The sequence below is a fragment of the Mucilaginibacter sp. GW821-FHT07G05 genome (genome assembly GCF_059418565.1).
The window spans coordinates 336,937-361,304 of record NZ_JBWKQC010000001.1; the positions used below are offsets into that span (position 1 = coordinate 336,937).

Below are 24,368 nucleotides of genomic sequence, written 5' to 3' on the forward strand. Positions count from 1 at the left end.
CTCCGTTAACAGGGAGTATTTACCAGGAAACACAACAAAAACATGACAACAATTAATCAATCATTAACTTTTAAAATTGCCGGCGAACGCGAGATCAATCGTGTTGGATACGGCGCTATGCAATTAACCGGTAATGGCGTATTCGGCGAAGTGGCCGACCGCGAAAATGCCAAAAAAGTGTTACAGGAAGCTATAACGCTGGGCGTGAACTTTATAGATACCGCCGATGCTTATGGCCCACATTTTAACGAAAGATTAATAGCAGATGCTTTACACCCTTACAGAGCAGACTTATTAATTGCTACCAAAGGTGGATTTGAACGCCCCGGCCCAAATCACTGGGTGCCAAACGGTAATCCCGAATTTATCAGCAAAAACATTCAAGGCAGTTTGGAGCGTTTAAAGGTTGATACTATCGATCTTTGGCAACTACACCGTATTGACCCTAAAGTGCCTGTTGAAGATACCCTTGCACCAGTACTTGAAGCCGTTAAAGCCGGTAAGATCAAACATTTTGGTTTATCAGAGGTAAGCATTGCCGAGGTTGAGCGTGTACAAAAAACTATACCGGTTGTTTCGGTACAAAACCTGTATAACTTGGGTGAGCGTAAATGGGAAGACCTGATAGATTATACCAATGAAAATGGCATCGCGTTTATTCCTTGGTACCCGCTGGCTTCAGGTCCGCAAAAATTGGCCGATAAAATTGAGGCGATTGCCCACAAGCACAACGCAACCACAGCCCAAATTGCTTTGGCATGGCTGTTAAAACGTTCACCTAATATTTTGCTTATACCCGGTACCAAATCAATAGGGCACCTGTATGAAAACACAAAGGCCGGCGAAATTGAGTTGACGCAAGAAGAATACGACCAACTGGATAAATAATTTTTCATAACGGTACAGTTATTGTATTAAAAACAGGGATGAGGTTAAGTACTTCATCCCTGTTTTTATTTTTACCTATAGAACTAACGTTATGAAAAATCAACAAAACGGGGGTAACCTGCAAGGAAGCTCCACAGCCGACAGGGCATTTTTTGATCAGAAAGAAGCCGTTAAACAAAAAGGAATAAGTAACGGCGGCGGGCAACGGTCGGACCAAACATCGAACAAGGATAATACCCGCAAGCACGAGAACAAGAAACACTAACAGTGTTATCAATACAAAAAAGCAGGCCTCATAAAAGCCTGCTTTTTTGTTGATGAAGAAGAAACGAATTACAATTGCGGTTCAAGACCGGTAGCTATGCCTATACGGTTCCATGCATTGATGGTTACAATGGCCATAATTACCTGGCCTAAATAAGCTTTATCAAATAAAGCGGCGGCTGTATTATAAGTAGCATCTGATACCTTATTAGTAATTAATGTTACCTCTTCGGTAAGGGCCAGTATAGCGCGTTCCTGCTCGTCAAAAAATGGTGTTTCTCTCCAGGCGTTCAGCGCGTAGATCCGTTGTTCGGTTTCGCCGGCTTTACGGGCATCTTTAGTGTGCATATCAATACAGTATGAACACCCGTTTATTTGTGATGCACGAATCTTGATCAGTTCTTTGTGTGTTTTGGTTAATGCAGTGCTGTTAATGTAAGTTTCTAAAGCTATCAGTGCTTTGTATGCTTCAGGATCTGCTTGCGGAATTTTTACTCGGTTACTCATTGTCTTATTGTTTTTGATAAAACAAAGTTGGGCATTTAGGTGCCTCCAAAAAATGAACTGAGTTTAAGAAAACGCTAAACCTTTTTGGCTCTGAGCCTGCTCATGAACTGCGGTGTAAAGCCTAAATAGGAGGCCAGCATATATTGCGGTACACGCTGTAAAAATGCAGGAAACAGTTTTGAGAAGTGCCTGTAACGTTCTTCATCGGTCATGTTAAACATATAGCCAATGCGACGCTGTGCTGCCACGAATGATTTTTGCATCATGATCCTGAAATAACTTTCAAGTAATGGAATTTCCCTGAAAAGTTCTTCGCGGTGTTTTTCGTTCAGCAACAAAACCTCTGATGCTTCAACGGTTTGTATGTAAGTGGTTGACGGTTGCTTGTTCAGTAAACTATCCTGGTCGGCTATCCACCAGTTCTCTATCCCGAATTGTATTACCTGTTCGTTTAGCTTGGTATTTACAAAATATTGCCTGATGCAGCCTTTAAGCACAAAGTAATTACCTTGGCATAATTTGCCCGCTTCAAGCAGGTATTCTTTCTTTTTAAAAGATTTAAATTCGAGTTTATGGCAGAGCAGTTCCTGTTCATCCGCAGATAGTTTTACATACCGGCCAATATGATCTAACAGTTGCGGATACATTAATGCAAGCCTTTACGTTTTAAAAGCCCCCCGGTTGTATCGTCAATACTTTGTTGTACTATAAATGCGCGCGGGTCAATTTCAAGCACTATTTGTTTAATGGAAGGAATCTCTAAACGGGTAGCAACGGTAAATATAATATCGCGCGGATCATTGATCTGCCCGTCTTTACCGTAACCGCTTTTGCCTTGGTAAATGGTAACACCACGACCCAGGTTTTCGGTAATGATCTTGCGGATCTCTTCGCTTTTGATAGATACCACCGTTATACCTGTGTACTGCTCAATACCGTTCAATATGAAATCGATCATTTTAGAGGCGGCGAGATAGGTGAGGATGGAATATAAAGCGGATTCAACCCCAAGGAAGAAAGCAGCCGCCCCGAAGATCACCACGTTTAAGATCAGTATCACGTCGCTCACTTTAAGCAATTTCATGCTTTTGCTTACCAGCAAAGCAGCAATCTCGGTACCATCAAGCACCGCGCCGCCACGAATGGCCAAACCAATACCCACGCCAATAAACAAACCGCCGAATACCGCGGTAAGCAGTTTATCCGAAGTAATATCGGGCACGTGCATAAAAGCCAGGCATAACGAAAGGCCTGCGATACCCAATGTACTCCTGATGGCGAAAGATTGTCCTAACTTATTATAGCCCAGCAACAAAAATGGCAGGTTGATCACGAAGATAAGTACAGATATAGGGATAGCGAAAATATCAGACAACAGCATAGAGATACCGGTTACCCCGCCATCAATAAAGTGACTTGATAACAGGAAGCCTTTTAAACCTACAACCGCGCATAAAATCCCAATAATAATTAGTACCGAATCCCGTAATATTGAAGTATTGTGTGCCATATTCCCAAATATAACCTATCTCGGCTAAAATGGCGAATTTTTAGGCCGCCAAATGTCTGCACCCCCACCTGATTACGTCTATAAGTAGTTTACACACAGCAAGCTTGCTAATGATATTTTTATTATTTTTGCATGCAATTACAATTAACTATGAAACTTATGAAATACATTGTTTTACTATTGGCCGGTATGTTTTTTACCACGCTAAGCTTCGCGCAGGATGATATTACACCTGCTGCTCCCGGTGTTACTTATGGCAATAAAATTACCGCCGCGAAAGCCATTAAGGTAGCCGAACTAAACAAAAGCCTTAACGCCGATTCAGTTTATAAAGGCAAAGTTACCGGCAAGGTAGTAGAAGTATGTAAAAAGAAAGGTTGTTTCATGACACTTGCCCAGCCAAATGGCGAAACCATTATGGTGAGGTTTACCGATTACGCTTATTTTATGCCGCAAAATATTGTAGGCAAAACAGTTGTGGTTGATGGTACGGCTAAATTAAAAACCATCCCGGTTGAGCGTTTACAACATTACGCTGCTGATGCTGGTAAAAGCAAAGAAGAGATAGCTAAAATAACCCAGCCTAAAAAAGATATCCAGATAATGGCCGACGGCGTTTTGGTGATGGACTAAAACATGCCGTCTCTATATAACAAAAATGCCCTTGCAAATAGTAAGGGCATTTTTGTTATATGTAGGTTATGAATATTTATCGCACAACCATTTGCGCGGTATTACGGCTCAATTGCTCCAGCAGTATTTGCTTACCTGCGGTAATCTCTTTCAGCGCATCTTCACGATAATGCCTTACAGTGTACAAAGTAAGGCTGTCGTTATATTTCACTTTAAAATTCTGTTTCAGGCTGCTTAGTAATTTGCTAAAACGCTCTTCGTTAAAATCGATACAAGTAGTAAAGCTCAATGCCGAAGTTTGCATTACGTTGATCTTCACCTGGTTTTTAGCGAAGAGTTTGAAAATATCGCTCAAATGATCTTCGGTAATAAAAGAATAATCATTGGCAGATATGGATAGCAATACCTGGTTTTGCTTAACAATGATCACCGGTTTTTCAAAAACGGTTTTGCCATCCTCCTTAATTACCGTACCCGGCGCTACTGGATCGGTAAACGGTTTCACCAATAATGGAATATTGGCATTTTGCAGTGGCTTTATTGTTTTGGGGTGAATAACGGTTGCGCCGTAATAGGTCATTTCGATGGCTTCGTTATAGCTTAGCTCATCAAACTTCACTGTGCCGTCAAACAATTTCGGGTCGGCATTCAATACGCCCGGTACATCCTTCCATGTGGTTACCGATTCGGCCTTCAAACATGCCGCGAATATGGACGCGGTATAATCCGATCCTTCACGACCTAAAGTAGTTGTAAAGTTTTCAGATGTTCCACCTAAAAACCCCTGCGTTACCACAACTCCTTTTTGCAGCAGGGCAGGAATATCTTTTTGTATGCTTTCGGTAGTTTTAGTCCAGTCAACCACACCTTCGCGGTAGGTATTATCGGTATGTATATAACCACGTACATCAAGCCACTGGCTTTTAATGCCTGTGTGGTTCAAATAAGCACTAACGATGCGTGTAGAAACCAGTTCGCCGATGGAAACCAGCTGATCGTAAATAAAGTCGAAATCGTCGTGCGGTTCGTCTTCAATCATCCAGTCTATCTCCACAAATGTATTTTGTATCTCATCAAAAACCAGGTGCGATGCTTCAAAAAGCTGCGCTACAATATCAAAGTGATAGGCCTTTATCTCATCGTAAATCCCGTGCATATCATCGGCCTGAGTAACATACGCTTTAGTCAGTTTTTCGAGCGCATTAGTAGTTTTACCCATGGCCGATACCACGATCAGCAGTTCATTGCCCGCATAGCTGTTAACCACGCGCGACAAATTGATTATTCCTTCGGCATCTTTAACCGATGCCCCTCCGAATTTAAAAACAAGCATTATTTATTTTTAACGTATTGTGATACAACCGAATTAGGCTGCAATAATGATTTGATATCGCCGTAAGGCACCAGCAACTCCGTTTGGCCGGCAGCATAAGGCTTTATCTCGTATTGATTGTACAGAAACTTAATACCCAGCGGCGTAAGCGAAAAGTTATTGTTCAATGCGAATTTATTGTCCTTAAAAAAGTAATCGTTAGCCAATGACGCGGTATCGCTTAGTTTTTCATTCTTACGGAAAATACCTTCGGCAATTTTGTTCAGCTTGTCGTTATAACCCGCAATTAAAATATCACCCAGTGTAACGCTCTTATCCTTTTTAATATCCCAGTTAATATAGCCGGTATACGAACCACCGTGCGCGCCTCCCTGGTAGGTATAACCGCCAACTTCCAACGCTACCAGCGCCGAATCCTGGGCTATCAGTTTTGCGTGGCTGTCTAAAGTGTAAAACATTTGCGTTCTCGGGTCATCCTTTTTAGCATCAAGGTAGCTTTTAATAAAGTGGGCCGCCATGCTTTTCAGGCTGGTATCAGGTTTTTCAGATAGCATAAACATGGTAAGCAGGTTACGTTTAATACTATCGTTCAGCGCTTTTTTACCTGCAAATTCAGGATAGTTTAGCGTTACTACCGTACAGGCACTGTCGGGCTTGGTTCCGCAATCCGGCGCACGTTCTTTAAGCGTTTGGTACTGGTAGGTAAGGGTATCCTTTAATATCCCATCTGTTTGTTTGGATGTATTACCCCACTGGCACGATCCAAGCGCCAGCAGCGATACTATTGTTGCATAATTAATTAATTTCATAGGTATTGGTAGATTTTAATAATTAAGTAGTTGTTCTTTTGATAACGATGCATTGAGCCAACCTGCATCGATAGCGGCATTGTACTTTTTGTAAAAATTAATAGCCGGATCATTCCAATCCAGTACCTGCCAGCTCATGCCGTTAAAGCCTAATTCAACGGCTTCCTGTATCAGTCGGTCAAATAATAGCTTGCCAATGTTGCGGCCGCGCATCGTTTCGGTAACCAGCAAATCTTCTAAATACAACCTGTTACCTTTCCATGTAGAAAAGCGGATATAGTATAAAGCAAAGCCAACTATCAGCCCGTCTATTTGTGCAACAAACGCTTTCCAAACAGGTTTTGGCCCAAAGCCGGCTTCTTCAAACTCGGCCAGGGTTACAGTCACTTCTTCGGGGGCACGTTCATAAAGCGCCAGTTCGTTCACCAGTTCAAGCAGGCGAATACAATCTTCTTTAACGGCTACTCTTAAATGTACCTGCATGTTAATTATTTTTCCAGTGTTTAATTACGCGGCTGCCAAATATGGTACTACCCAGGCGCACCATATTACTGCCTTGTTCAATAGCTATCTTATAATCTGACGACATACCCATCGACAGCGTATCAAAGCTATCTTCCTTACGGAAAAAGCTCAGTTTTATACCATCGAAAAAGGTTTGCAGCTCATAATACTCTTCCTTAATCTGCTTTTCGTTATCGGTGTTGGTAGCAATTCCCATCAGTCCGCGTATGCGGATGTTAGTCAAAGCCGTAAACTCTTCGGAACGTAACAACTCAATTGCCTCATCAAAACCCAAACCAAACTTGGTATCCTCATCAGCTATATATATCTGCAACAGGCAATCGATCACACGCTTATTTTTAAGTGCATGTTTATCTATCTCTTGCAGTAGTTTTATACTATCAACAGATTGTATCATACTCACAAAGGGGGCAATGTATTTTACCTTATTGCTTTGCAGGTGCCCAATCAGGTGCCATTCAATATCTTTTGGTAGTTGTTCATACTTTTCAACCATCTCCTGCACGTTGTTTTCACCAAACAGGCGCTGCCCGGCATCGTACGCTTCCTGCAAGTCTTCAACAGGTTTTGTTTTGGATACAGCCAGTAGTTTTACTTTAATTGTGTCAGTTTCTTTTTTCAGGCTGATGATATTATCTGCAATGCTCATTTATACGTATTTTTGGCAAAATTAAACCGCTAAATTACAGAATGCGTAAATATATAAGCTTGTTTTTTTCTGCATTACTTTTTTTGTGTGCCTGTGGTGACAGTGATTCATCGGGAGTTATTGAAAAGGATAAAATGGTAAACCTGCTCGTTGATATCCATATTGTTGACGGCAGTATTTCAGAGCTGATACAAATGCCTGATACCCTGTATAAATATGGCACGGCTAAATATCTTGATCTGTTTAAACGATACGATACCGATTCGGCCCAGTTCAATAAAAGCTTCAGATATTACAGCTCAAACCCTAAAGAGTTTGCCGTAATGTACGATACCGTTGTGAACAGGCTAAAGATTCAAACTGATGTATTGACCAAAAAGTTTGAAAAGCAAAGGGCTGCCGAACAAAAGAAAATGCTTGAAGAGCAAAAGAAATCAAATGCTAAAAAAGCCGGACCAACATCAGTACAATTAGATAGCATAAAGAAAGCTGATAGCACTAAAGCCGCGGCCTTAAAAAACCGACCCGTTGGTGCTATAATATTAAAAGAACGATTAAAAAAACTAAAGGCTGCCAAAGCCGCCAAAAAAATTAAAGACTCTACAAAGAAAAATGCTTTACCCCGATAATAGTGCAGATAAACTTGGGTTTACCGAGGTAAAGGAATTGATAAAAGCGCATTGCCTCAGTATTATGGGCCAGCAAATGGTTGATAAGATACAGGTAATGAACAATTACGATAACATCCGTAAATTCCTTAACCAGGCAAACGAGTTTAAAAATATATTGCAGAATGATGCCGCCTTGCCCATTCAGCATTTTTACGATATTAAATCACTGGCCAATAAGGCCCGTATAGAAGGCGCTTTCCTTTCCGAAGAAGAATTTTATCAGGTACAAGCCTCTCTTACTACGGTTTTTGCCGTAATCGCTTATTTTAATGAGCGCGAAGGCCAATATCCTAACCTCGAAGCTTTGTTTGAGCACTTGCCTATTGAAAAAGCGATACTGAAAAAGATAGACCAGGTAATTGATAACAAAGGTAAAATTCGGCCTAACGCGTCGCGCGATCTGTTAGATATTACAACAGGTATAGCCAAAGCCGAGCAGGATGCCCGTAAAAAGATAGACCAGATATTTAAAAACGCCAGTGCCAATAACTGGACAGCCGATGGCTCACTAACCATTCGCGATGGCAGGTTGTGTATTCCTTTATTGGCCGAAAACAAACGTAAGTTAAAAGGTTTTGTACACGACGAATCAGCATCGGGCCAAACCGTTTATATGGAACCCGAGGAGGTATTCACGCTCAATAACCGCATCCGCGATCTGGAATTTGAGCGCCGCCGCGAAATTGTGCGCATACTTACCGGCTTAACGGATGAGCTGCGCCCTTATGTGCCTTTGCTGCTGTCGTATCATGGCTTGCTTACCAAGCTTGACTTTGTACGTGCCAAGGCGCTTTTCGCTATAGAAGTGGAAGGAGAGATGCCCGAGGTAGTGAACGATGCGCATATAAAACTGGTGAACGCGCGTCACCCTTTGTTGTATCTTAACTTTAAAAAAGAGCAAAAAACGGTGGTACCGCTTAATGTACAAATTGACGATGGTACTCGGGTGGTAGTAGTATCCGGCCCCAACGCGGGTGGTAAATCCGTGTGTATGAAAACCGTTGGCTTGCTGCAAATGATGGTACAGGCAGGCTTGCTTATCCCGGCATCTGAAACGAGTGTAGTCGGAGTGTTTAAGCAGCTTTTTGTAGATATCGGCGACGATCAGTCTATTGAAAGCGATTTGAGTACTTACAGCGCGCATCTATCTAAAATGAAACATTTTGTAGAAAACGCTAACGGTAAAACGCTGATATTGATAGATGAGTTTGGTACAGGTACCGATCCGCAATTTGGTGGCCCTATAGCCGAAGCCGTGCTGGAAGCCCTGAACCACAAAAAGGTACGCGGTATGGTTACTACGCACTACTCAAACCTTAAAATATTTGCCAGCAATACCGATGGGTTGGAAAACGCCTCCATGCTGTTTAACAACGTGGAGATGAAACCCCTGTATATGCTGGAGGTTGGCAAGCCGGGTAGTTCGTATGCGTTTGAAATAGCGCAAAAGATCGGTCTGCCGCAAAATGTGCTTAACTTGGCTAAAAATAAGATCAGCGTAGGGCAAAAGAAGGTTGACACGTTATTGGTTGACCTGGAACGGGAGAAGAAAGAAATTTACGATACCCGCATCAAGCTTGAAAAACAACAGCGCCAGGTCACCAACCTGCTTGCCGAAAACGAGACGTTGAAAAGCTATCTCGAAGAAAATAAAAAAGCCCTGATGCGCGATGCCAAGCAGCAAGCGCAAAGTATTATTCTGAACGCCAACAAACTGGTGGAAAACACCATTGCCGAAATAAAAAGCAGCAATGCCGATAAGGAAACCACCCGTAACCTGCGCGAGAACCTGAATGTAGAACTGAAAAAGAATACGGTAAAAACCGAACCGGTTAAAGGCGCCTTGGTGGATGAAGAGCTGAAACCGGGCGACTGGGTAAAACTGACCGATTCTGAAACTACGGGACAGGTTATTGAGTTGATAAAGGATAATGTGGTGATTGCCATTGGCGATCTGCGTACGGTGGCTAAAAAGAAACGAGTGCAAAAGGTATCCCGTTCATCGGTACCTAAGGATATCCGGAAGAGTTTGACATCAAACACCAACGACTATGCCAATTTTAGTCCGGAAATGGATGTGCGGGGTATGCGTACAGATGAGGCGCTGCAATCCATAGAGAAAGTGCTTGACCGTGCCCTGATGATGAGTGTTAACAGCATCAAAATAATACATGGCAAAGGCGACGGTATTTTACGTAAAATGATCCGCGATTATCTGAAAAAGTACGATCAGGTTGGCCGCATGGAAGATGAACATCCCGACAGGGGGGGAAACGGTATTACCTATGTGTATTTGAAATAGAATTTTTAAATAAGCCTATGATAAAGTTTCGGTTAAGTATTGTTTCGTTTGCTTTGGTGGTGTTTTTAAATGCCTGCCAGGCACAGCAGTTTAACCTGCTAAAGAGCAACGATAAGCGGATACATTATACCGGGCGGGTAGCGGTAACAGATACTGCCGCGATACTTTCATGGACAGGTAATTCGGCCACTATCACTTTTAACGGCACAAGCGCTAAAGCTATTTTAAAGGATGAAACCGGTGAAAATACCTTCAATGTAATCGTAGATAATAAAGTAACCGACGTAATACACCCCGATAAAGAGCAGAAGGAGTATACGCTTGCATCAAACCTTAAGCCCGGCAAACATACGCTTCAGTTATTTAAACGTACCGAGTGGGCCATGGGCAAAACATGGTTTTACGGTTTTAAACTTGATGGCAATAAGGTTTATACCACACCGCCTAAAAAACGTAAGATAGAGTTCTTCGGAAATTCAATTACCTGCGGTTATGCTGTTGAAGATTCAACCGGACAGGATAGGGGCACGGCACAATTTGAGAACGGCTATATCAGCTATGCGGCCATCACCGCACGATATTTTGATGCCGAATACTATTGCACCGCCAAAAGCGGGATAGGTATTACCATCAGCTGGTTCCCGCTGATTATGCCCGAAATGTACGACAGATTGGATGCCACAGACCCGAACAGCAAATGGGATTTCAGTAAGTATACACCCGATCTGATAGTGATCAACCTACTCCAAAACGACTCATGGCTTACGCTGAATACCCAGCATCCCGAATACAAAAAAAGGTTCGGCGACAAAGCGCCAACTCCCGAATTTATCATCAGTGCGTATCGCGATTTTGTAAAGTCGGTTAGAAGTAAGTATCCCAAAGCACAGATCATTTGCGCGTTGGGTAATATGGATGCTACTAAAACGGGCTCGCCATGGCCGGGATATATCGAAAAGGGCGTGGCAAGTTTAAATGATAAAGCGATATATACGCATTTCTTTCCCTACAAAAACACATCCGGTCACCCTAACCCTAAAGAACAGCAAGTAATGGCTGATGACTTGATCAAGTTTATTGATGATAAGGTGAAGTGGTAGGGGATTTACACCTGTCATTCTGAGGAACGAAGAATCTGCTTCGCTATGCTTATCTGCGATAGATGCTTCGTTCCTCAGCATGATAGTGGAGGGGGATGTGAGTCATCGTTATTTTAACTCCAAAGTCCAAAAGGATTAAGTTTCTCAGAATAACAGGAAGGTTCCCTCACCTATTTACCATTATTCCCAACAGTCCCTTCCTGATAATCATCTTTATCATCAGCCTTGAAGTTATTATTCTCCGGATGCTCATCAGATGGTTCGGTACGTGCGAAGTAGGCATTGGAATATCCCGCGTTTCTCGATGGATTGTTTTTATCGTCGCCGGATGGTGTGTTGTTTATTTCGCCAAATTTATGACCTCCTGCACCTTCAGCCTCCATACCCGGGGCATTGGCATCTTTCATTTCACCGCCTAATATGCCTTTGAGGTCTTTCTCTTCCGTTGAATTATCGTCTTCTACACGATAAGCGTTAGGCTTGGCTTCAGTATTGTCGTCGGCTGACTGATTTAAGTTATCGTTCAGCTCTTCATCTTTATATGCAGTCATGATTTCATTATAATTAGTGTATTACCTATAATGAAATTATCGTGCCAAGTATTTTTGAATTATTGACATGCATAAATGCATCCACAAAAGCAGACATATTTAAAACCAAGAAAAGAGAGAATAATTACAATACCTTTTCGCGCAGTTCCTTAGCGATAGCCTCTGTTACACAAATAATATCTTCGGCAACGTGCGAGTTGTTGGTGATCACTTTATGGCTCTCACCTTTATACGGTAACAGGTATTCTTTATACGCCGGTACTACATGGTTCACCCATTTGTAGTGTACGTCATCGTTAGAGTAACCACGTTCGGTAAGGTCGCGCTTTAAACGGCGTTGCAGGGCAATGTCTTCATCCGCATCAATAAACACCTTCATATCCAGCATGTCGGCAATTTTACGGAAGTGAAGGATAAACAAACCTTCCACTATAAGTATGGGAGCAGGTTTTATTTCCAGCGTTTTGGGTATCGCGTTGGGGTTATTAAAAGTGTATTCCTGTTTGTAAATAGGCTGATAGCTTACCAGCTTTTCAATGTCCTCCTCGAAATGAGTATGGTCAATAGTATCGGGCAGGTCAAAGTTATACAGCTTGTTTTCTTCGGCCGTCATGGTATGCGCTACCGGAAAATAGTAATCATCCTGCGATACCAAACACACTTCTTCGTGCGTGAAGTGCTGTAAAAAGCATTTTAAAAAAAAGGTCTTGCCAGATCCGCTGCCACCGGCAATACCAATAATATAGGGTTTATTCATTCGGGCTACCGTAGCTGATGTTCACATGAAAACGTTTGTCAATGGCGCCTAATGATTCGGCCACATTTTTAGTCATCACAATAATTACGTCTTTTGTACTCTCGTTATCAGTAAAGCGGCCAACTACCTTAGCAAAGGTAGTACGATTGGTCATGGGGTTAACAATTTTGATAACCGTACCAATAGGCGCTGTACGGTGCAAAACTAACTTTTTATTTGCATCTAAACCAGCTTCCTCCATCCAGGTGGCCACACCTTTTTCATTTTTTTCGTACAAACCAAAGCGGTTGCCATTAATTCCACGCGAAGCACTGTCAACAATATTAGGTGTGGTTGAGTCGCGCTGGGCTACAATACGTTCGTTATTGGTTGTATTAGCAGGCACTTGCGTTGTGGTTGCCGGAGGAGTAACAGGTGCAGCAGTAGCCGGTGTATTAGCTCTCACTTTAATAATTTGACCCGGAGTAAGGCTTGTAGATGTTAATTTATTAATTGTAGTAATATCTTCAACATTGGTATTAAAACGCCTTGCTATGGCATACAAAGTTTCCCCAGCCGATACCTTGTAATCCTGAAATACAGGTACGTTAGCATCGGTATTAGTGGTTGGTTGTTGTTGTACAGGTTGCTGAACAACGGCCGGTTTTTCGGTTACAACAGGTGTGGTAGTTGTTTTGGTAGGAGTATTAACCGGTGCGCTTGTTGTAGTAGGGGTGGTAGTAACGGCTTGTTCTTCAAAAGGAAGATCGGTTGGTACTTTAATAATTGAGCCTATACGTAAGGGCGCGTTGTTGTTAAATTTTATAATAACGCCGGGTTTAATGTTGTAACGGCGACCAATAGAGTAATAATTATCTTTCGGATCGAGTTTATGCAATACTACTTTTTTTCCGTTTTGGTTTTCAACGCCAACAGAATCTAACAGGGAGGTAGCAAGAACAGGTACTGAAAGGGCAAAGAACGATATAAACAATAATGTTAGTTTAAATTTCATAATAAATTATTATACAGTAACTTATAATTCCAAAACTTGTAACTCAGTTTTGTTTTTAAGGCAGATCAACCAATTTTTATGTAATACAAACGCCTCGGGCTGTAGTTTTTGTATACCGGCGTTTAATAAATCTTGATAAACGATACCCGTATCATCCACAATAAACAACCATTGCGACAAAACATCTCCCGAAAGAGTGTGCAAAGATATAATTCTGAAATTATTATATTCAAGATAATGTATGTTACCGTAAGGTTTAACAGGTAACAAATCTGTATTAATAAATTCAGCAGGTAATAGCTGCGGCGCTAATATATCGGTTTCAACACTTAAATCAATAATGGTATTAAATGCCCTCACTTGGCTACCTGTATGTATATCAGCTAATAGCAGTTTTTTAGGTAATATTTGGGTGTTATAAACTATAGGGCCATTGGTGGTTAAATGATCGAAAGCCAAAACATAGTTGCTCCACAGCGTTTCGCCGGTTTCGGCATTTACGGCAATCAACGCTTTATGCGCCGGGCCGCTTTCCGATTGATAATTATGCAGCAGCAAGACACCATCATGCACGGTTTCAATACCGGTAAGCCATCTTTCGTCGGTAGTTAAACCTTTAAAATTTACCTTGCCGCTTTGCAAGTTTATTGATGTAAAGCTTACCTGCTTTTCGCTGTCGTTCCTTATTTCAAGTACAATAGTTTCGGTAATTCCGTCTATTTCAAGCCGCCATATTACACCATTTAGTTTTTCGCTTATTTGTGGCTTTAGCATTACAATAGTTTAGTAAATGTTGACAAATATGGGCATTGTAAATTAAAAACAGATGTTAGCTTTGAAAACATTGACACGGCAACGGTGTTAAAGAATCACAAGAAAATTTAAACTTTATGGACGCAAAAGAAATAAGCCTTGAAGAAGGCAAAGTAAGACCTGTAGTTGATCATCTGAACGATCTGCTTGCCAATTATCACATCCACTATCAAAAATTAAGAGGCTGCCACTGGAATGTAAAAGGCAATAACTTTTTCACCCTGCACCTTAAATTCGAGGAATTATATACTGATGCCTTAACCACTATTGATGAACTGGCCGAGAGGGTATTAACACTTGGAAAACCACCATACAGCACTTTTGCCGACTATATAAAAACATCGAAATTAAAAGAAGTGAACACCATAGGTATGAAAGATACCGACATGGTACGCGCTATCATTGCCGATATGGCTACGCTGATTGAACTGGAGCGTGAGTTGCTTGACATAACTGCCGATGCGGGCGACGACGGTACCAACGACATGGTGAACAGGTTTATGCAATTCAAAGAAAAAACTACCTGGATGCTGCGTTCTTTCGTAAACGAAGATTAATCATCTATTAATAATAAAAAGGAAGCCCTGCTTAATTAGTTAAGCAGGGCTTCCTTTTTTATGCCGGTTTGTTCAGTTCGTTATACCGGTAAAGTGCAACGTCACTAAACGAATAAGTATCGCTTGCCCAATGATCAATATGGTAAAACTTTTTGCTGATGTACGAATTGATCACTTTAGTTGGTTTATTCCAGCCGCAATTATAGGCTGCCGCGATGAATTGCAGCTTTTCATCTGCGGATGTAGTATTTAACTGGTGATGTTTAAGTTGAATACATTTTAGCATAGCTACCAGGTATTTTATCTGCCATTCGGTATTATTCAACCTATCCACCCGGGCCATGCGGCTTTCGTAATCGTCCTTTACGGATAGTTTGTCAAACCCCATTTCCTTTACCCAGGGCAGGTTTTTATGCTTCAGCAGGTATTGTTCTATTGATAAGGCGAATGTGGGTTTCATTTGCAACAAACCGATTGAAAAATCGGAATACACGGATCCGAAACGGCTGTACAAACTATTCAATGAACCGGTTTCAATGGCATTGTATAGTTTGTTGTAGCGCATTACCTCGGGGAATATTACGGCTTCCATCAAAACAGCGTCTTCCTTATATTGGCCTGCATATTTTTGCAATATGGGGCGCAGCTTTTCGGTATTACGCTCGGCTTTTGTATAGGAGTAGCCGAAAAGTTCACGGTAATCTAAAGCGAAGCTTTGGCTACTGAAAAACAATAGCCAAAGCATGCAAATAGTACTACAACTCTTTTTTGCAGATGTATACATTTTTCTTTTCTAAGCTTACCCAATAAAGCATTTGTTTGCCGCCCTCTATCGCTATGGCCGGTTGCAGGGCGTTGTTCTTGATCCGGGTACCATCGGAAAAATAGAGGTCACCCTGATCAAACCATGCACCTGATGTAGCCTTGGCATTCAGGAATAACACACCCGAACCTGTATGATCATCGGGAGTGAAGGTGATCATCGGTTTGCCATTTACATAAACCGCATTTTTTGATGAGGATGCTTCCTGCACGTAATTGGCATTGTTATCCAAATAGGTACTGCTTGATTCGGCATACTTGAACGGACCAACCGTGTTACCGTTCGATAGTACGATATATACATCATCGTTCATTACAAAATTATAGGCATCGGCCTCTGTCTTGGCATTGTATTGCGTTGCCGGAATTACTACACCGCCCAATTCACCATTAGGTGATACCAATATGTTTGAGCCCGCGCTGGTTATTTTACGCGATGTTTTTTCGGTAACAAAATAGTATGCCATTTTATTTTGCTCCATTTTAACCAGTATGGCGTAAAACTTCTTAGTCTTTTTATTATGATACATGGAACCTACTGTTAATACTTTTCCGTAGCTTTTGCCATCTACCTCAAATACTCCGGCCGATACATACGATGTGGCATTGGTTTGTTCGTAATCCTGATTGGCGATGGGGTTATCGTAGCTGCGCTTATAATCGTCTAACAAATGCACAGGGGCTTTATCGAAAGGGCCGCTTTTGGTGTTGTTATCGTACAGGTAAAACTTGCCATTGTTACGGGTAACTACTTTAGCGTGCGAACCATCGGCTTTAATGCTCAGGCTGATCTCGCCGTAAACAATATATTCTGATTTTTCGAGGGTAAATAACGACTGCCCGTATTTTGACGCTGCCGCTGATACCGGGGCAGCACCTCCGCCATCGCCGTTTACGGCGCCGCCTTCACTGTTGTCGTTAGTTGAAGCATTGCTATCGCTGTTGTTTGATGATGAACCGCCGGTTACGGCTTTGCCTACAGCCGCTTCGGCTTTTTTTCGCAGTTTATTTAAAAATTGTGCTTCTGATGATTGTGCGCATACCAATAACGCGGCGGCACATAGTAAAGTAATGGGTTTCATTGTGATGATTCTTTTAAAATTTGGTTTGGTGATTGACTGGATTATATTTTGGTGAACTCAACCCTGCGGTTTTGAGCTTTACCGGTTTCTGTTTTATTGCTGGCTACGGGTACAGTGGCGCCTTTACCTGCTATTTTAAAGCGGGCTTCGTCGATACCATAGGTGCTGACAAAGGTGTTCTTTACGCTTTCGGCACGGCTCAGGCTTAGCTTTTGGTTAGCCGCCGCGTTGCCGTCACTATCGGTATGGCCGGTAATGGTAATGTTGATGGCAGGATTATCTTTTAATACCTGGGCTATCTCTTGCAGCGTACCGCTTGATTCGGGCTTGATGGTGGCCGCGTTTACATCAAACAAAATACCCGTAGTAGAGAAATGGCCCTCGTTGATCAGTTTATTACGAAGATCTGCCGCGCCCTGGGCTACCTTTATATTGCCCACGTAAATACCTAATTGCGAGTTGGTATAATTGCTGCTGCCCACTACAAAAAACAGCTGATTAAGTATATCGCCGGCCGGGATCGCCTTTGGTACATCGATGATCTTGTCGCCGTTTACCCAAAGTCTTAGGCGTTCTTTTTGACCCTGAACAGCCACATGGCTTACTTTGCCGTAAAAGCTCGAAAAGTTCTCTAATGATTTTACCGGGCTGCGAAAGTAGGAGGTACGCCCTTTATCACTCGTAAAACGTAATTGCGAAGTGCTGCTGTTGGTGCTCGGGCTGATCTCAACCTCAAAAGATTTAGCGCCTTTTTGATCGCTCAGCAACGAGTTATCACCTACCGGAACTTTTCCCGTTGATATCATGCCAAAACGAAACTCAGGGAAACCATATCCGTTTGATTTAAGATCGAGCACGAGGTCAAACTCCAGCGTAAAGTTATCGGTTGATGCCAGATCCTTGCCCGGCAGGTAAGCCGCCTGCTGATCCATTCGCATCCAGTTGCCCTCAAAGTTGTTGAGCCTGGTAATGGCCCCATTTCCGTTAGAGTTCCATCCGGCTGGTAATTCCCCGGCGGCATCCGTAGCAAAGTTGTCGCTATAAATAACAGTTTGGCCCGGTACAAAATCGTATTTGGTGTACGATGTGAGGGCAGGAGTGGCCGGTGTTGTTGCTTCGGTATTAGCTTGCGGCGCTGCCTGCTGTGTTTGTTGCGGAGTTGTATTTTGAGCAGGTTGTTTGGTGGCAACTTTAGGTGTGTTTACCGGTTTGCCGTCAATAGCGTCGTTTACTGCCGCCTCGGCTTTTTTCTTCAGTTTATTAAAAAACTGGGCGTTTGATGCCTGCGAAATAGTAAGCATCAGCGCTGTGCAAAGTATCAGGTTGTATTTCATATTAATTGTTTAAGGCTTCGCAGCTTTGTGATTAATATGATGACGGATAAATTTTTCCGAACGTTACACCACCCAATAAAAAAATGTAAGTGACTATTAAATAGCCTGTTCCGAAGCGATAGTTTCTTCGGTTACCACATTGGCTTCAGAAACGGCGTTGCGGTTACGATGCATATTGCCCCAGTCAGACATGGCTGTTAGCATCGGCTTCATGCTGCGACCAAGATCGGTAAGCTCGTATTCAACCCTCGGCGGTACTTCGGGGTAAACAATACGACGGATCACTTCGGCTTGCTCCAATTCGCGCAACTGGGCAACCAGCATCCGCTCGGAAATATTGGGGATAATGTTTTTAAGATGGCTGTAACGCATGGTACCGTGCGACAGGTTGCACAATATCGCGGGTTTCCAGCGACCGCCCAAAACAGATAAAGCGTACGACATGCCGCAGCTATCGATCATTTGCTTTTCGTTAAAAAAGTTGGTTGAAGCTTCTTTTCTCATTTCTTACTTTTTTGTTAGTACCTAACAATTTAATGTGTACTTACAAATATAAGTACTACCAGCTACTTTTGATCAAAATTTAATAAAACAAACATGGAACGTTTAAAAAATAAAGTAGCATTAATTACCGGCGGAGCACGTGGCATAGGCGCTGCAATTACTAAAAGACTGGCAGCCGAAGGCGCTAAAGTGGTGCTTACTTATTCAAAATCTGCCGAAAAAGCGGAGGCCATAGCAGCCGAAATTATCGCCAATGGCGGACAAGCATTGGCCATAGCCGCAGATAGTATAGACGCGCAGGCGGTAACCGACGCGGTTAACAAAACCGTGGCCGAATTTGGCGGCCTGGATATTTTGGTGAACAACGCTGGCATCTACATAGGCAAAGCATTTGAAGAACACACGCTGGAAGATTACGACCAGATAATGGGTGTTAATGTTCGGGCATTATTCGTAGCAGCATCGGCAGCTGTGAAGCACATTCCGGCAGGCGGGCGGATCATTAATATTGGCAGCAATATGGCCGAAAACGCGCTTGGTCCGCAAACTACCTTGTATACCATGAGCAAAGCGGCACTTAGCGGTTTTACCCGCGGACTGGCAAGAGATCTGGGTAAAAATAACATTACCGTCAACCTGGTACAACCCGGCCCTATCGATACTGATATGAACCCGGCACAAGGGGAACTGGCCGACTTTCTAAGGAGCCGCATGGCCTTGCCGGAGTATGGTAAAGGAGAAGATGTAGCTGGCTTGGTCGCATTTTTAGCAAGCGAAGAAGGTAAATATATTACAGGTACGGCACTTACTATTGATGGCGGTTTGAACGCTTAACCAAAAAACTTACAGCATTATTACGGCAGGGACGATGTTCTCTGCCGTTTTTGTTTATGGGTATTTATTACATTTGCTATCCAAGCTTACAGCAGCGGTTATTGTACCAATGGATATAGAACTACAGTTACAGCAAATATTACCCGTGGCCCGCATAAAAACCAGGCTGATCGATTTGTTATCGTACGCGGCAGATGCAGGTTTTTACAGTCTTACCCCCAAAGCCGTAGTTCAGCCTGTAACTGAAAGCGAAATTGTAGCTCTGTTTCAATTTTCTACGAAGCATAATATTCCCATTGTCTTCAGGGCCGGGGGAACGAGTCTTTCAGGGCAATCCATTACCGATGGTATTTTGGTTGATTTAAGCCAATATTGGGATGCTTTAAAAATTGAAGATGATGGCGCGCTTGTGCGTGTACAGCCCGGCATTACGGGAGGCATGGTAAATAACTACCTAAAAAAATATAAAAGAAAGATAGGCCCCGACCCGGCGAGCATCAATTCGGCAATGATGGGCGGTATATTATCAAACAATTCAAGCGGGATGTGCTGCGGGGTTAAACTCAACTCGTACCATACGGTAAAACACATCCGCTTTATACTGCCCAATGGCAAAACCTTTACTACTGAAAACCCATCCGATTATACCCGCTTTGAAACCGAATGTGATGGCTTATACCAGCTTTTAGCGCAAATGCGAGATGGCTTGCTGGCCAATGCTGAATTAAAAGATAAGATCCGCAATAAGTACCGGATAAAAAATACGGTAGGTTATTCTGTAAACGCGCTGATAGATTTTGAGCACCCGCTGGATATTTTGGCGCACCTGCTTGTAGGAGCCGAAGGAACACTTGCCTTTATCGCCGAAACAGTAATGAATACTGTGCCCGATTACAATTTCAAGTCGGCCTCCTTACTGTTCTTCCCTGATATTTACACCGCCTGCCAGGCATTGGTGCCGCTAAATGAAGCAGGAGCAAGGGCTGTAGAATTAATGGACAGGGCATCGTTACGTGCCATTGAAAATATGCCCAACCTGCCTGCTGCCGTGCGCGAAGTTGGCGAACATGCAGCCGCATTGTTGGTTGAATTTCAGGAAGATAATTACGCTGATTTAGAGCGTAATGTTAACCGTTTTTTACAGGCCGTACCGCAATTGGCCTTGTTATATGCCCCTGTATTTACCACCGATGCTAAAGAGCAGGAGTACTTTTGGAAGGTGCGTAAAGGCCTGTTTCCGTCAGTTGGCGCGGTGCGGGTGAGTGGCTCCACGGTGATACTGGAGGATGTGGCTTTCCCGGTTGAAAAGCTGGGCGACGCGATACTTGATCTGCATGCTTTATTTAAGCAATACGAATACAATAATGCCATCATCTTCGGTCATGCCCGTGATGGTAACATCCACTTTTTGATAACGCCGGAGTTTAATTCGCCTGAAGAAGTGCTTAGATACGACCGCTTTATGCAGGATGTGGTGGAACTGGTAGTAAAAAAATACGACGGCGCCTTAAAAGCCGAACATGGCACCGGCCGCAACATGGCACCCTTTGTTGAAACTGAATGGGGCGGCGACATCTATAACCTGATGAAGCAACTAAAGCAGGCTATCGACCCAAACAACCTGCTCAACCCGGGAGTAATTATTAATGAAGATAAAAACGTCCACATCAAAAATATAAAACCCCTGCCAACGGTAGAGCACGAGGTAGACAAATGTATTGAATGCGGCTATTGCGAACATAAATGCCCCAGCCGAAACCTAACCACTACGCCACGTCGGCGAATTGTGATTAGGCGTGAGTTGAAAAAGATGGAATTGAAGGGGGATAAGCTCAATCATAAGATCCTGCTCGATCAATTTCAGTATGATGGTATGGATACCTGCGCGGTAGATGGACTTTGCGCAACTGCTTGTCCGGTTGATATTAATACGGGTGAGCTGATCAAAAGATTGAGGCGTGAAAACCATTCGCCGTTTGCTAATAAAATAGCGTTACTGGTAGCCAAAAATTTTGGCGTAATGGTTTGGGGAGCGAGATTCGCTTTAAAATCGGGCTCTGTAATTAATAAACTATTTGGCAAAAAGGCAATGCAAGGTATCACAGGGGTTATAAAAAAACTGATTCCGGCTATGCCGTTGTGGACAGAGCAAATCATGCCCCCGCCTGACTTATCGGCCCTGAAAACTATCAATCAACCATCTACCGGCGAAAAAATATTATATTATCCCAGCTGTATTTCGCGTATGCTGGGCAGCAGTGCCGATGGTAAAAAGAACCTGATGGAAACCTTTATCAGCGTGTCTGCAAAAGCGGGTATTACGGTTGAGGTGCCCGGTAATGTTTTCGGAAGCTGTTGCAGCCAGATCTTCTCATCAAAGGGATATAATGATGCCAATAAGTACATGGCCAATGTGTTTATTGAACAAATGTGGCAAGCGAGCAATAACGGCGAGCTAACTATAGTGATCGACGTGAGTTCATGCGCGTATGCCATTAAAAATATGCGTGCCCAACTTACCGAAGATAATAAAGCACGTTACGATAAACTCATCATTTTAGACTGCGTTGATTACCTTCACGACGTAGTAATGCCGAAGCAACAGGTAGTAAATAAAAGACAATCGGTAGTGGTGCACCCGGTATGTTCTTTACACAAAATGCACACGCACGATAAATTTGTACAACTGGCCAATCATTACGCCGAAAAGGTAACTGTGCCGCTGCATGCAGGCTGCTGTGGCATGGCCGGAGACAGGGGCTTTTTAATCCCTGAATTAACAGAATCAGCCACTATGCCCGAAGCATTGGAGGTTAGCCGTAATAAATACGATGGCTATTATTCATCTACCAAAACCTGCGAAATGGCCATGTCGCATGCGGTAAATGAAAATTATGAGTCTATTTTATATTTGCTGGACGAATCAATTTAATACCAATTAAACCATCGGGATCTTAAACAGTCAATAAGTAAAATACAAACAATGAAAAAATTACTTTTAATTATAGCATTTGTAGGTGGTTTAGGCACCCTTGCCAATGCACAAACTAAAGCGGAAAAAACTCCGGGTCAGAAAGCACAACACTTAACCGCCAAGCTGCAAAAAGAGTTGAAGTTAAACGCCACACAAGTCAAACAGGTGAATGCCATTTTGCTTACCCAGGCCACTAAGGTCGACAGTGTAAAAGCCAACAAAACACAAGGCGATAAAAAGCAACATAAAGCTGCCCGCAAAGAAATTTTAGCCAATACCGATCAGCAAATCAGTGCTATACTTACCGCCGACCAAAAGAAAGCTTACGTAGCGCTAAAAGCTGCCCAAAAAGAAAAACATAAAGGCCATAAAGAAGCGGCCGAAAAAGAATAATACGAGTTGATTTGATAGTTTTTCAAAAATGAGAAAGCGGGTGATGCCCGCTTTTTTTGTGCTTAATTTAACCATGATTTGTAGGATTTTTGGGATTACCTTAATTATATATTAAAGCTAATGATTTGGAAAATCTGGTAATCAGGCTTGATCCCAAAATCAAATCAAGGTAATCCCGAAAATCCTACAAATCAAGGTTAAATCAATGGTCAAATCATGGTCGTATAATTATACCCCAGCACATCATCCACATAAATACTGCCTACAATTTTCCACTCCAGCAGTTCATCAATAAATTCCGGGATTTCTAATCCGGATGCTTTGGCGGCTCGGGTATAATAATCAGCTTTTTCGGGATGTGATGGTGAGCAGGCGTTGAACGTATAACCAAATGCCTGTTCGTCTATAATTGCGTGGCTGATACCTATGCAATCGTCCATGTGAATGAGGTTGACAGGTGCTTTGCCATTCGGAATATTCTTTTTCCCGGCAAAGAAACGCCCCGGATCGCGCCCCGGACCGATCAATCCCGCAAAGCGGATAATAGTACTCGTAAATTCAGCCTGGGCCCTTACCAGATCTTCAGCCCGTAATAACACCTTGCCCGATTCTGTAACAGGGTTAGGCGCTGTAATTTCATCTACCTCCTGGTTATGATCGCCATAAACACCGGAAGAACTAATAAGCACTACCTGCTGTACTTTATGCAACACGGCCAATTCTATAATACGTTCTATTTTATGCACATAACTATCACCTTCACCAGAGCGTGTTTTGGGCGGAATTGCTATCCATAATATATCGCATTTAAAAAAATCGGCATCATCGGTAGCTTCATCAGCATTAACTTTTATCACGTAGGGGAGAATGCCTTTTGCCTTAAGTTCTTTTTGCTTTTGAGGAGAAGTAGTAGAACCTTTAACTGTTATGCCTTTTGCCACTAACGATTCGGCAAAACTTAAACCATACCATCCACACCCCAAAATACTTACTGTTAACTTATCAGGCATCATATATTATAATAAGCCGCTAAAGTAATAACAATACTATTTGCAGGGGTAATTGTAATGTATAAATAGTGTTTAAGCGGCTAACTGGCGTTCTATGCTTTGCAGCAGATCGGCAATATCAAATGGTTTTAATACAAAATCGTTAGGTGCGCCGGGCTCATGTAATATATCGGGGTTAAGTCCGTAACCGGAAATAAGGATGATAGGAATATCCTGTATCCGGTTCACTGATTTAATAGCTTTACACAACATGCGGCCATCCATGCCTGACAGGCGAACGTCCATCAATATCAAGTCGGGTTCAAACTCGCCGATGGTTTCAAAAACCTTTTCACCACGCCATACGGTTTTTACATCGTAGCCATAATAATCGAGCATCGCACTTACCGCTTCCAATATCAGGCGGTCATCATCCACTAACAATATTTTCTTGCTCATAACCATTTGTGTATAAACTATTAATAGCAAATAGTGTTCCATATTTTCGCTACGATTAATATATTTTATAAATAATTTATCAGCAGTGATTTTATAAACATATAGGGAGTAAAA

At 42.6% G+C, this 24,368-nt stretch carries 27 protein-coding genes; 10 read left to right on the plus strand and 17 right to left on the minus strand.

The window, feature by feature from the left end; all coding sequences use genetic code 11:
* Nucleotides 1-42: 42 nt before the first annotated feature.
* Nucleotides 43-888: an aldo/keto reductase gene (locus AC07NA_RS01260; protein ID WP_494894981.1), complete on the plus strand. Its 846-nt coding sequence runs from the start codon at nt 43-45 to the stop codon at nt 886-888.
* Between the two features lie 91 nt (nt 889-979).
* Nucleotides 980-1,153, plus strand: coding sequence for a hypothetical protein (locus tag AC07NA_RS01265; RefSeq protein ID WP_494894983.1), 174 nt, complete (start codon nt 980-982; stop codon nt 1,151-1,153).
* 68 nt (nt 1,154-1,221) lie between these two features.
* On the opposite strand, the gene AC07NA_RS01270 is transcribed toward AC07NA_RS01265, so the two are convergent.
* The 3 genes from AC07NA_RS01270 to AC07NA_RS01280 all read right to left on the minus strand — a co-directional run bounded on the left by AC07NA_RS01270 (nt 1,222) and on the right by AC07NA_RS01280 (nt 3,169).
* The gene (locus tag AC07NA_RS01270; RefSeq protein ID WP_494894985.1) at nt 1,222-1,659 is read right to left on the minus strand and encodes a carboxymuconolactone decarboxylase family protein; all 438 of its coding nucleotides are present in this window, start codon (nt 1,657-1,659) and stop codon (nt 1,222-1,224) included.
* A 74-nt stretch (nt 1,660-1,733) separates the two neighbouring features.
* Nucleotides 1,734-2,306: a Crp/Fnr family transcriptional regulator gene (locus AC07NA_RS01275; protein WP_494894986.1), complete on the minus strand. Its 573-nt coding sequence runs from the start codon at nt 2,304-2,306 to the stop codon at nt 1,734-1,736.
* Complete coding sequence (locus AC07NA_RS01280) at nt 2,306-3,169, minus strand: YitT family protein (protein WP_494894987.1); 864 nt, start codon at nt 3,167-3,169, stop codon at nt 2,306-2,308. Before AC07NA_RS01280 ends, AC07NA_RS01275 begins: the two co-directional genes overlap by 1 nt.
* Before the next feature lie 159 nt (nt 3,170-3,328).
* Between AC07NA_RS01280 and AC07NA_RS01285 the strand changes: the two genes are divergently transcribed.
* Entirely contained in the window at nt 3,329-3,802 is a 474-nt protein-coding gene (locus AC07NA_RS01285) for a DUF4920 domain-containing protein (protein WP_494894988.1), read from the plus strand.
* A 76-nt stretch (nt 3,803-3,878) separates the two neighbouring features.
* On the opposite strand, the gene AC07NA_RS01290 is transcribed toward AC07NA_RS01285, so the two are convergent.
* The 4 genes from AC07NA_RS01290 to AC07NA_RS01305 are packed head-to-tail and all read right to left on the minus strand — an operon-like array spanning nt 3,879 to nt 7,118.
* Nucleotides 3,879-5,135 carry an aspartate kinase gene (locus AC07NA_RS01290; RefSeq protein WP_494894989.1) on the minus strand — a complete coding sequence of 419 codons (1,257 nt, stop codon included), beginning with the start codon at nt 5,133-5,135 and terminating at the stop codon, nt 3,879-3,881.
* Nucleotides 5,135-5,944, minus strand: coding sequence for a DUF3298 and DUF4163 domain-containing protein (locus AC07NA_RS01295; protein WP_494894991.1), 810 nt, complete (start codon nt 5,942-5,944; stop codon nt 5,135-5,137). The genes AC07NA_RS01290 and AC07NA_RS01295 overlap by 1 nt, the downstream gene beginning before the upstream one ends.
* Nucleotides 5,945-5,959: 15 nt before the next feature.
* Nucleotides 5,960-6,427, minus strand: coding sequence for a GNAT family N-acetyltransferase (locus tag AC07NA_RS01300; protein WP_494894992.1), 468 nt, complete (start codon nt 6,425-6,427; stop codon nt 5,960-5,962).
* 1 nt (nt 6,428) lies between these two features.
* On the minus strand, nt 6,429-7,118 hold the full coding sequence (locus AC07NA_RS01305) for a YggS family pyridoxal phosphate-dependent enzyme (RefSeq protein ID WP_345209002.1): 690 nt from the start codon (nt 7,116-7,118) through the stop codon (nt 6,429-6,431).
* Nucleotides 7,119-7,159: 41 nt separating this feature from the next.
* Here AC07NA_RS01305 and AC07NA_RS01310 point away from each other — a divergent pair, with 41 nt between their 5' ends.
* From AC07NA_RS01310 to AC07NA_RS01320, 3 genes are read left to right on the plus strand one after another with little or no spacing between them, the layout of a single operon-like run.
* Nucleotides 7,160-7,747: a DUF4296 domain-containing protein gene (locus tag AC07NA_RS01310; RefSeq protein WP_494894993.1), complete on the plus strand. Its 588-nt coding sequence runs from the start codon at nt 7,160-7,162 to the stop codon at nt 7,745-7,747.
* The gene (locus AC07NA_RS01315; protein ID WP_494894995.1) at nt 7,731-10,091 is read left to right on the plus strand and encodes an endonuclease MutS2; all 2,361 of its coding nucleotides are present in this window, start codon (nt 7,731-7,733) and stop codon (nt 10,089-10,091) included. Before AC07NA_RS01310 ends, AC07NA_RS01315 begins: the two co-directional genes overlap by 17 nt.
* Nucleotides 10,092-10,108: 17 nt before the next feature.
* Nucleotides 10,109-11,191, plus strand: a complete 1,083-nt coding sequence (locus AC07NA_RS01320) for an SGNH/GDSL hydrolase family protein (RefSeq protein ID WP_494894997.1) — start codon at nt 10,109-10,111, stop codon at nt 11,189-11,191.
* Nucleotides 11,192-11,361: 170 nt separating this feature from the next.
* On the opposite strand, the gene AC07NA_RS01325 is transcribed toward AC07NA_RS01320, so the two are convergent.
* From AC07NA_RS01325 to AC07NA_RS01340, 4 genes are all read right to left on the minus strand, one after another.
* Nucleotides 11,362-11,742, minus strand: a complete 381-nt coding sequence (locus AC07NA_RS01325; protein ID WP_494894998.1) for a hypothetical protein — start codon at nt 11,740-11,742, stop codon at nt 11,362-11,364.
* Nucleotides 11,743-11,866: 124 nt separating this feature from the next.
* Nucleotides 11,867-12,499 (minus strand): uridine kinase family protein, encoded by a 633-nt coding sequence (locus tag AC07NA_RS01330; protein ID WP_345209007.1) that lies wholly within the window; start codon nt 12,497-12,499, stop codon nt 11,867-11,869.
* Nucleotides 12,492-13,493, minus strand: a complete 1,002-nt coding sequence (locus AC07NA_RS01335; RefSeq protein WP_494895000.1) for a LysM peptidoglycan-binding domain-containing protein — start codon at nt 13,491-13,493, stop codon at nt 12,492-12,494. Before AC07NA_RS01335 ends, AC07NA_RS01330 begins: the two co-directional genes overlap by 8 nt.
* Nucleotides 13,494-13,514: 21 nt before the next feature.
* On the minus strand, nt 13,515-14,267 hold the full coding sequence (locus AC07NA_RS01340) for a DUF4905 domain-containing protein (protein ID WP_494895002.1): 753 nt from the start codon (nt 14,265-14,267) through the stop codon (nt 13,515-13,517).
* 116 nt (nt 14,268-14,383) lie between these two features.
* On the opposite strand from AC07NA_RS01340, the gene AC07NA_RS01345 reads away from it, so the two are divergent.
* Entirely contained in the window at nt 14,384-14,863 is a 480-nt protein-coding gene (locus AC07NA_RS01345) for a Dps family protein (protein WP_494895004.1), read from the plus strand.
* Nucleotides 14,864-14,921: 58 nt separating this feature from the next.
* On the opposite strand, the gene AC07NA_RS01350 is transcribed toward AC07NA_RS01345, so the two are convergent.
* The 4 genes from AC07NA_RS01350 to AC07NA_RS01365 form a co-directional block, all read right to left on the minus strand.
* Complete coding sequence (locus tag AC07NA_RS01350; protein ID WP_494895006.1) at nt 14,922-15,647, minus strand: hypothetical protein; 726 nt, start codon at nt 15,645-15,647, stop codon at nt 14,922-14,924.
* Nucleotides 15,619-16,767 carry a hypothetical protein gene (locus tag AC07NA_RS01355; RefSeq protein WP_494895008.1) on the minus strand — a complete coding sequence of 383 codons (1,149 nt, stop codon included), beginning with the start codon at nt 16,765-16,767 and terminating at the stop codon, nt 15,619-15,621. Before AC07NA_RS01355 ends, AC07NA_RS01350 begins: the two co-directional genes overlap by 29 nt.
* Before the next feature lie 41 nt (nt 16,768-16,808).
* The gene (locus AC07NA_RS01360; protein ID WP_494895010.1) at nt 16,809-18,101 is read right to left on the minus strand and encodes an OmpA family protein; all 1,293 of its coding nucleotides are present in this window, start codon (nt 18,099-18,101) and stop codon (nt 16,809-16,811) included.
* Between the two features lie 96 nt (nt 18,102-18,197).
* Nucleotides 18,198-18,605 carry a winged helix-turn-helix transcriptional regulator gene (locus AC07NA_RS01365; protein ID WP_494895012.1) on the minus strand — a complete coding sequence of 136 codons (408 nt, stop codon included), beginning with the start codon at nt 18,603-18,605 and terminating at the stop codon, nt 18,198-18,200.
* A 93-nt stretch (nt 18,606-18,698) separates the two neighbouring features.
* Between AC07NA_RS01365 and AC07NA_RS01370 the strand changes: the two genes are divergently transcribed.
* From AC07NA_RS01370 to AC07NA_RS01380, 3 genes are all read left to right on the plus strand, one after another.
* Entirely contained in the window at nt 18,699-19,439 is a 741-nt protein-coding gene (locus AC07NA_RS01370) for an SDR family NAD(P)-dependent oxidoreductase (RefSeq protein WP_494895014.1), read from the plus strand.
* A 109-nt stretch (nt 19,440-19,548) separates the two neighbouring features.
* Nucleotides 19,549-22,371, plus strand: coding sequence for an FAD-binding and (Fe-S)-binding domain-containing protein (locus AC07NA_RS01375; protein WP_494895016.1), 2,823 nt, complete (start codon nt 19,549-19,551; stop codon nt 22,369-22,371).
* 51 nt (nt 22,372-22,422) lie between these two features.
* Nucleotides 22,423-22,806, plus strand: a complete 384-nt coding sequence (locus AC07NA_RS01380) for a DUF4890 domain-containing protein (protein ID WP_494895018.1) — start codon at nt 22,423-22,425, stop codon at nt 22,804-22,806.
* 209 nt (nt 22,807-23,015) lie between these two features.
* Here AC07NA_RS01380 and AC07NA_RS01385 read toward each other — a convergent pair whose 3' ends face one another.
* Nucleotides 23,016-23,819 carry an SDR family oxidoreductase gene (locus AC07NA_RS01385; protein WP_494895020.1) on the minus strand — a complete coding sequence of 268 codons (804 nt, stop codon included), beginning with the start codon at nt 23,817-23,819 and terminating at the stop codon, nt 23,016-23,018.
* Between the two features lie 69 nt (nt 23,820-23,888).
* A complete protein-coding gene (locus AC07NA_RS01390) occupies nt 23,889-24,254 on the minus strand; it encodes a response regulator (protein ID WP_345209019.1) in 366 nt (121 codons plus the stop codon).
* Nucleotides 24,255-24,368: the final 114 nt, after the last annotated feature.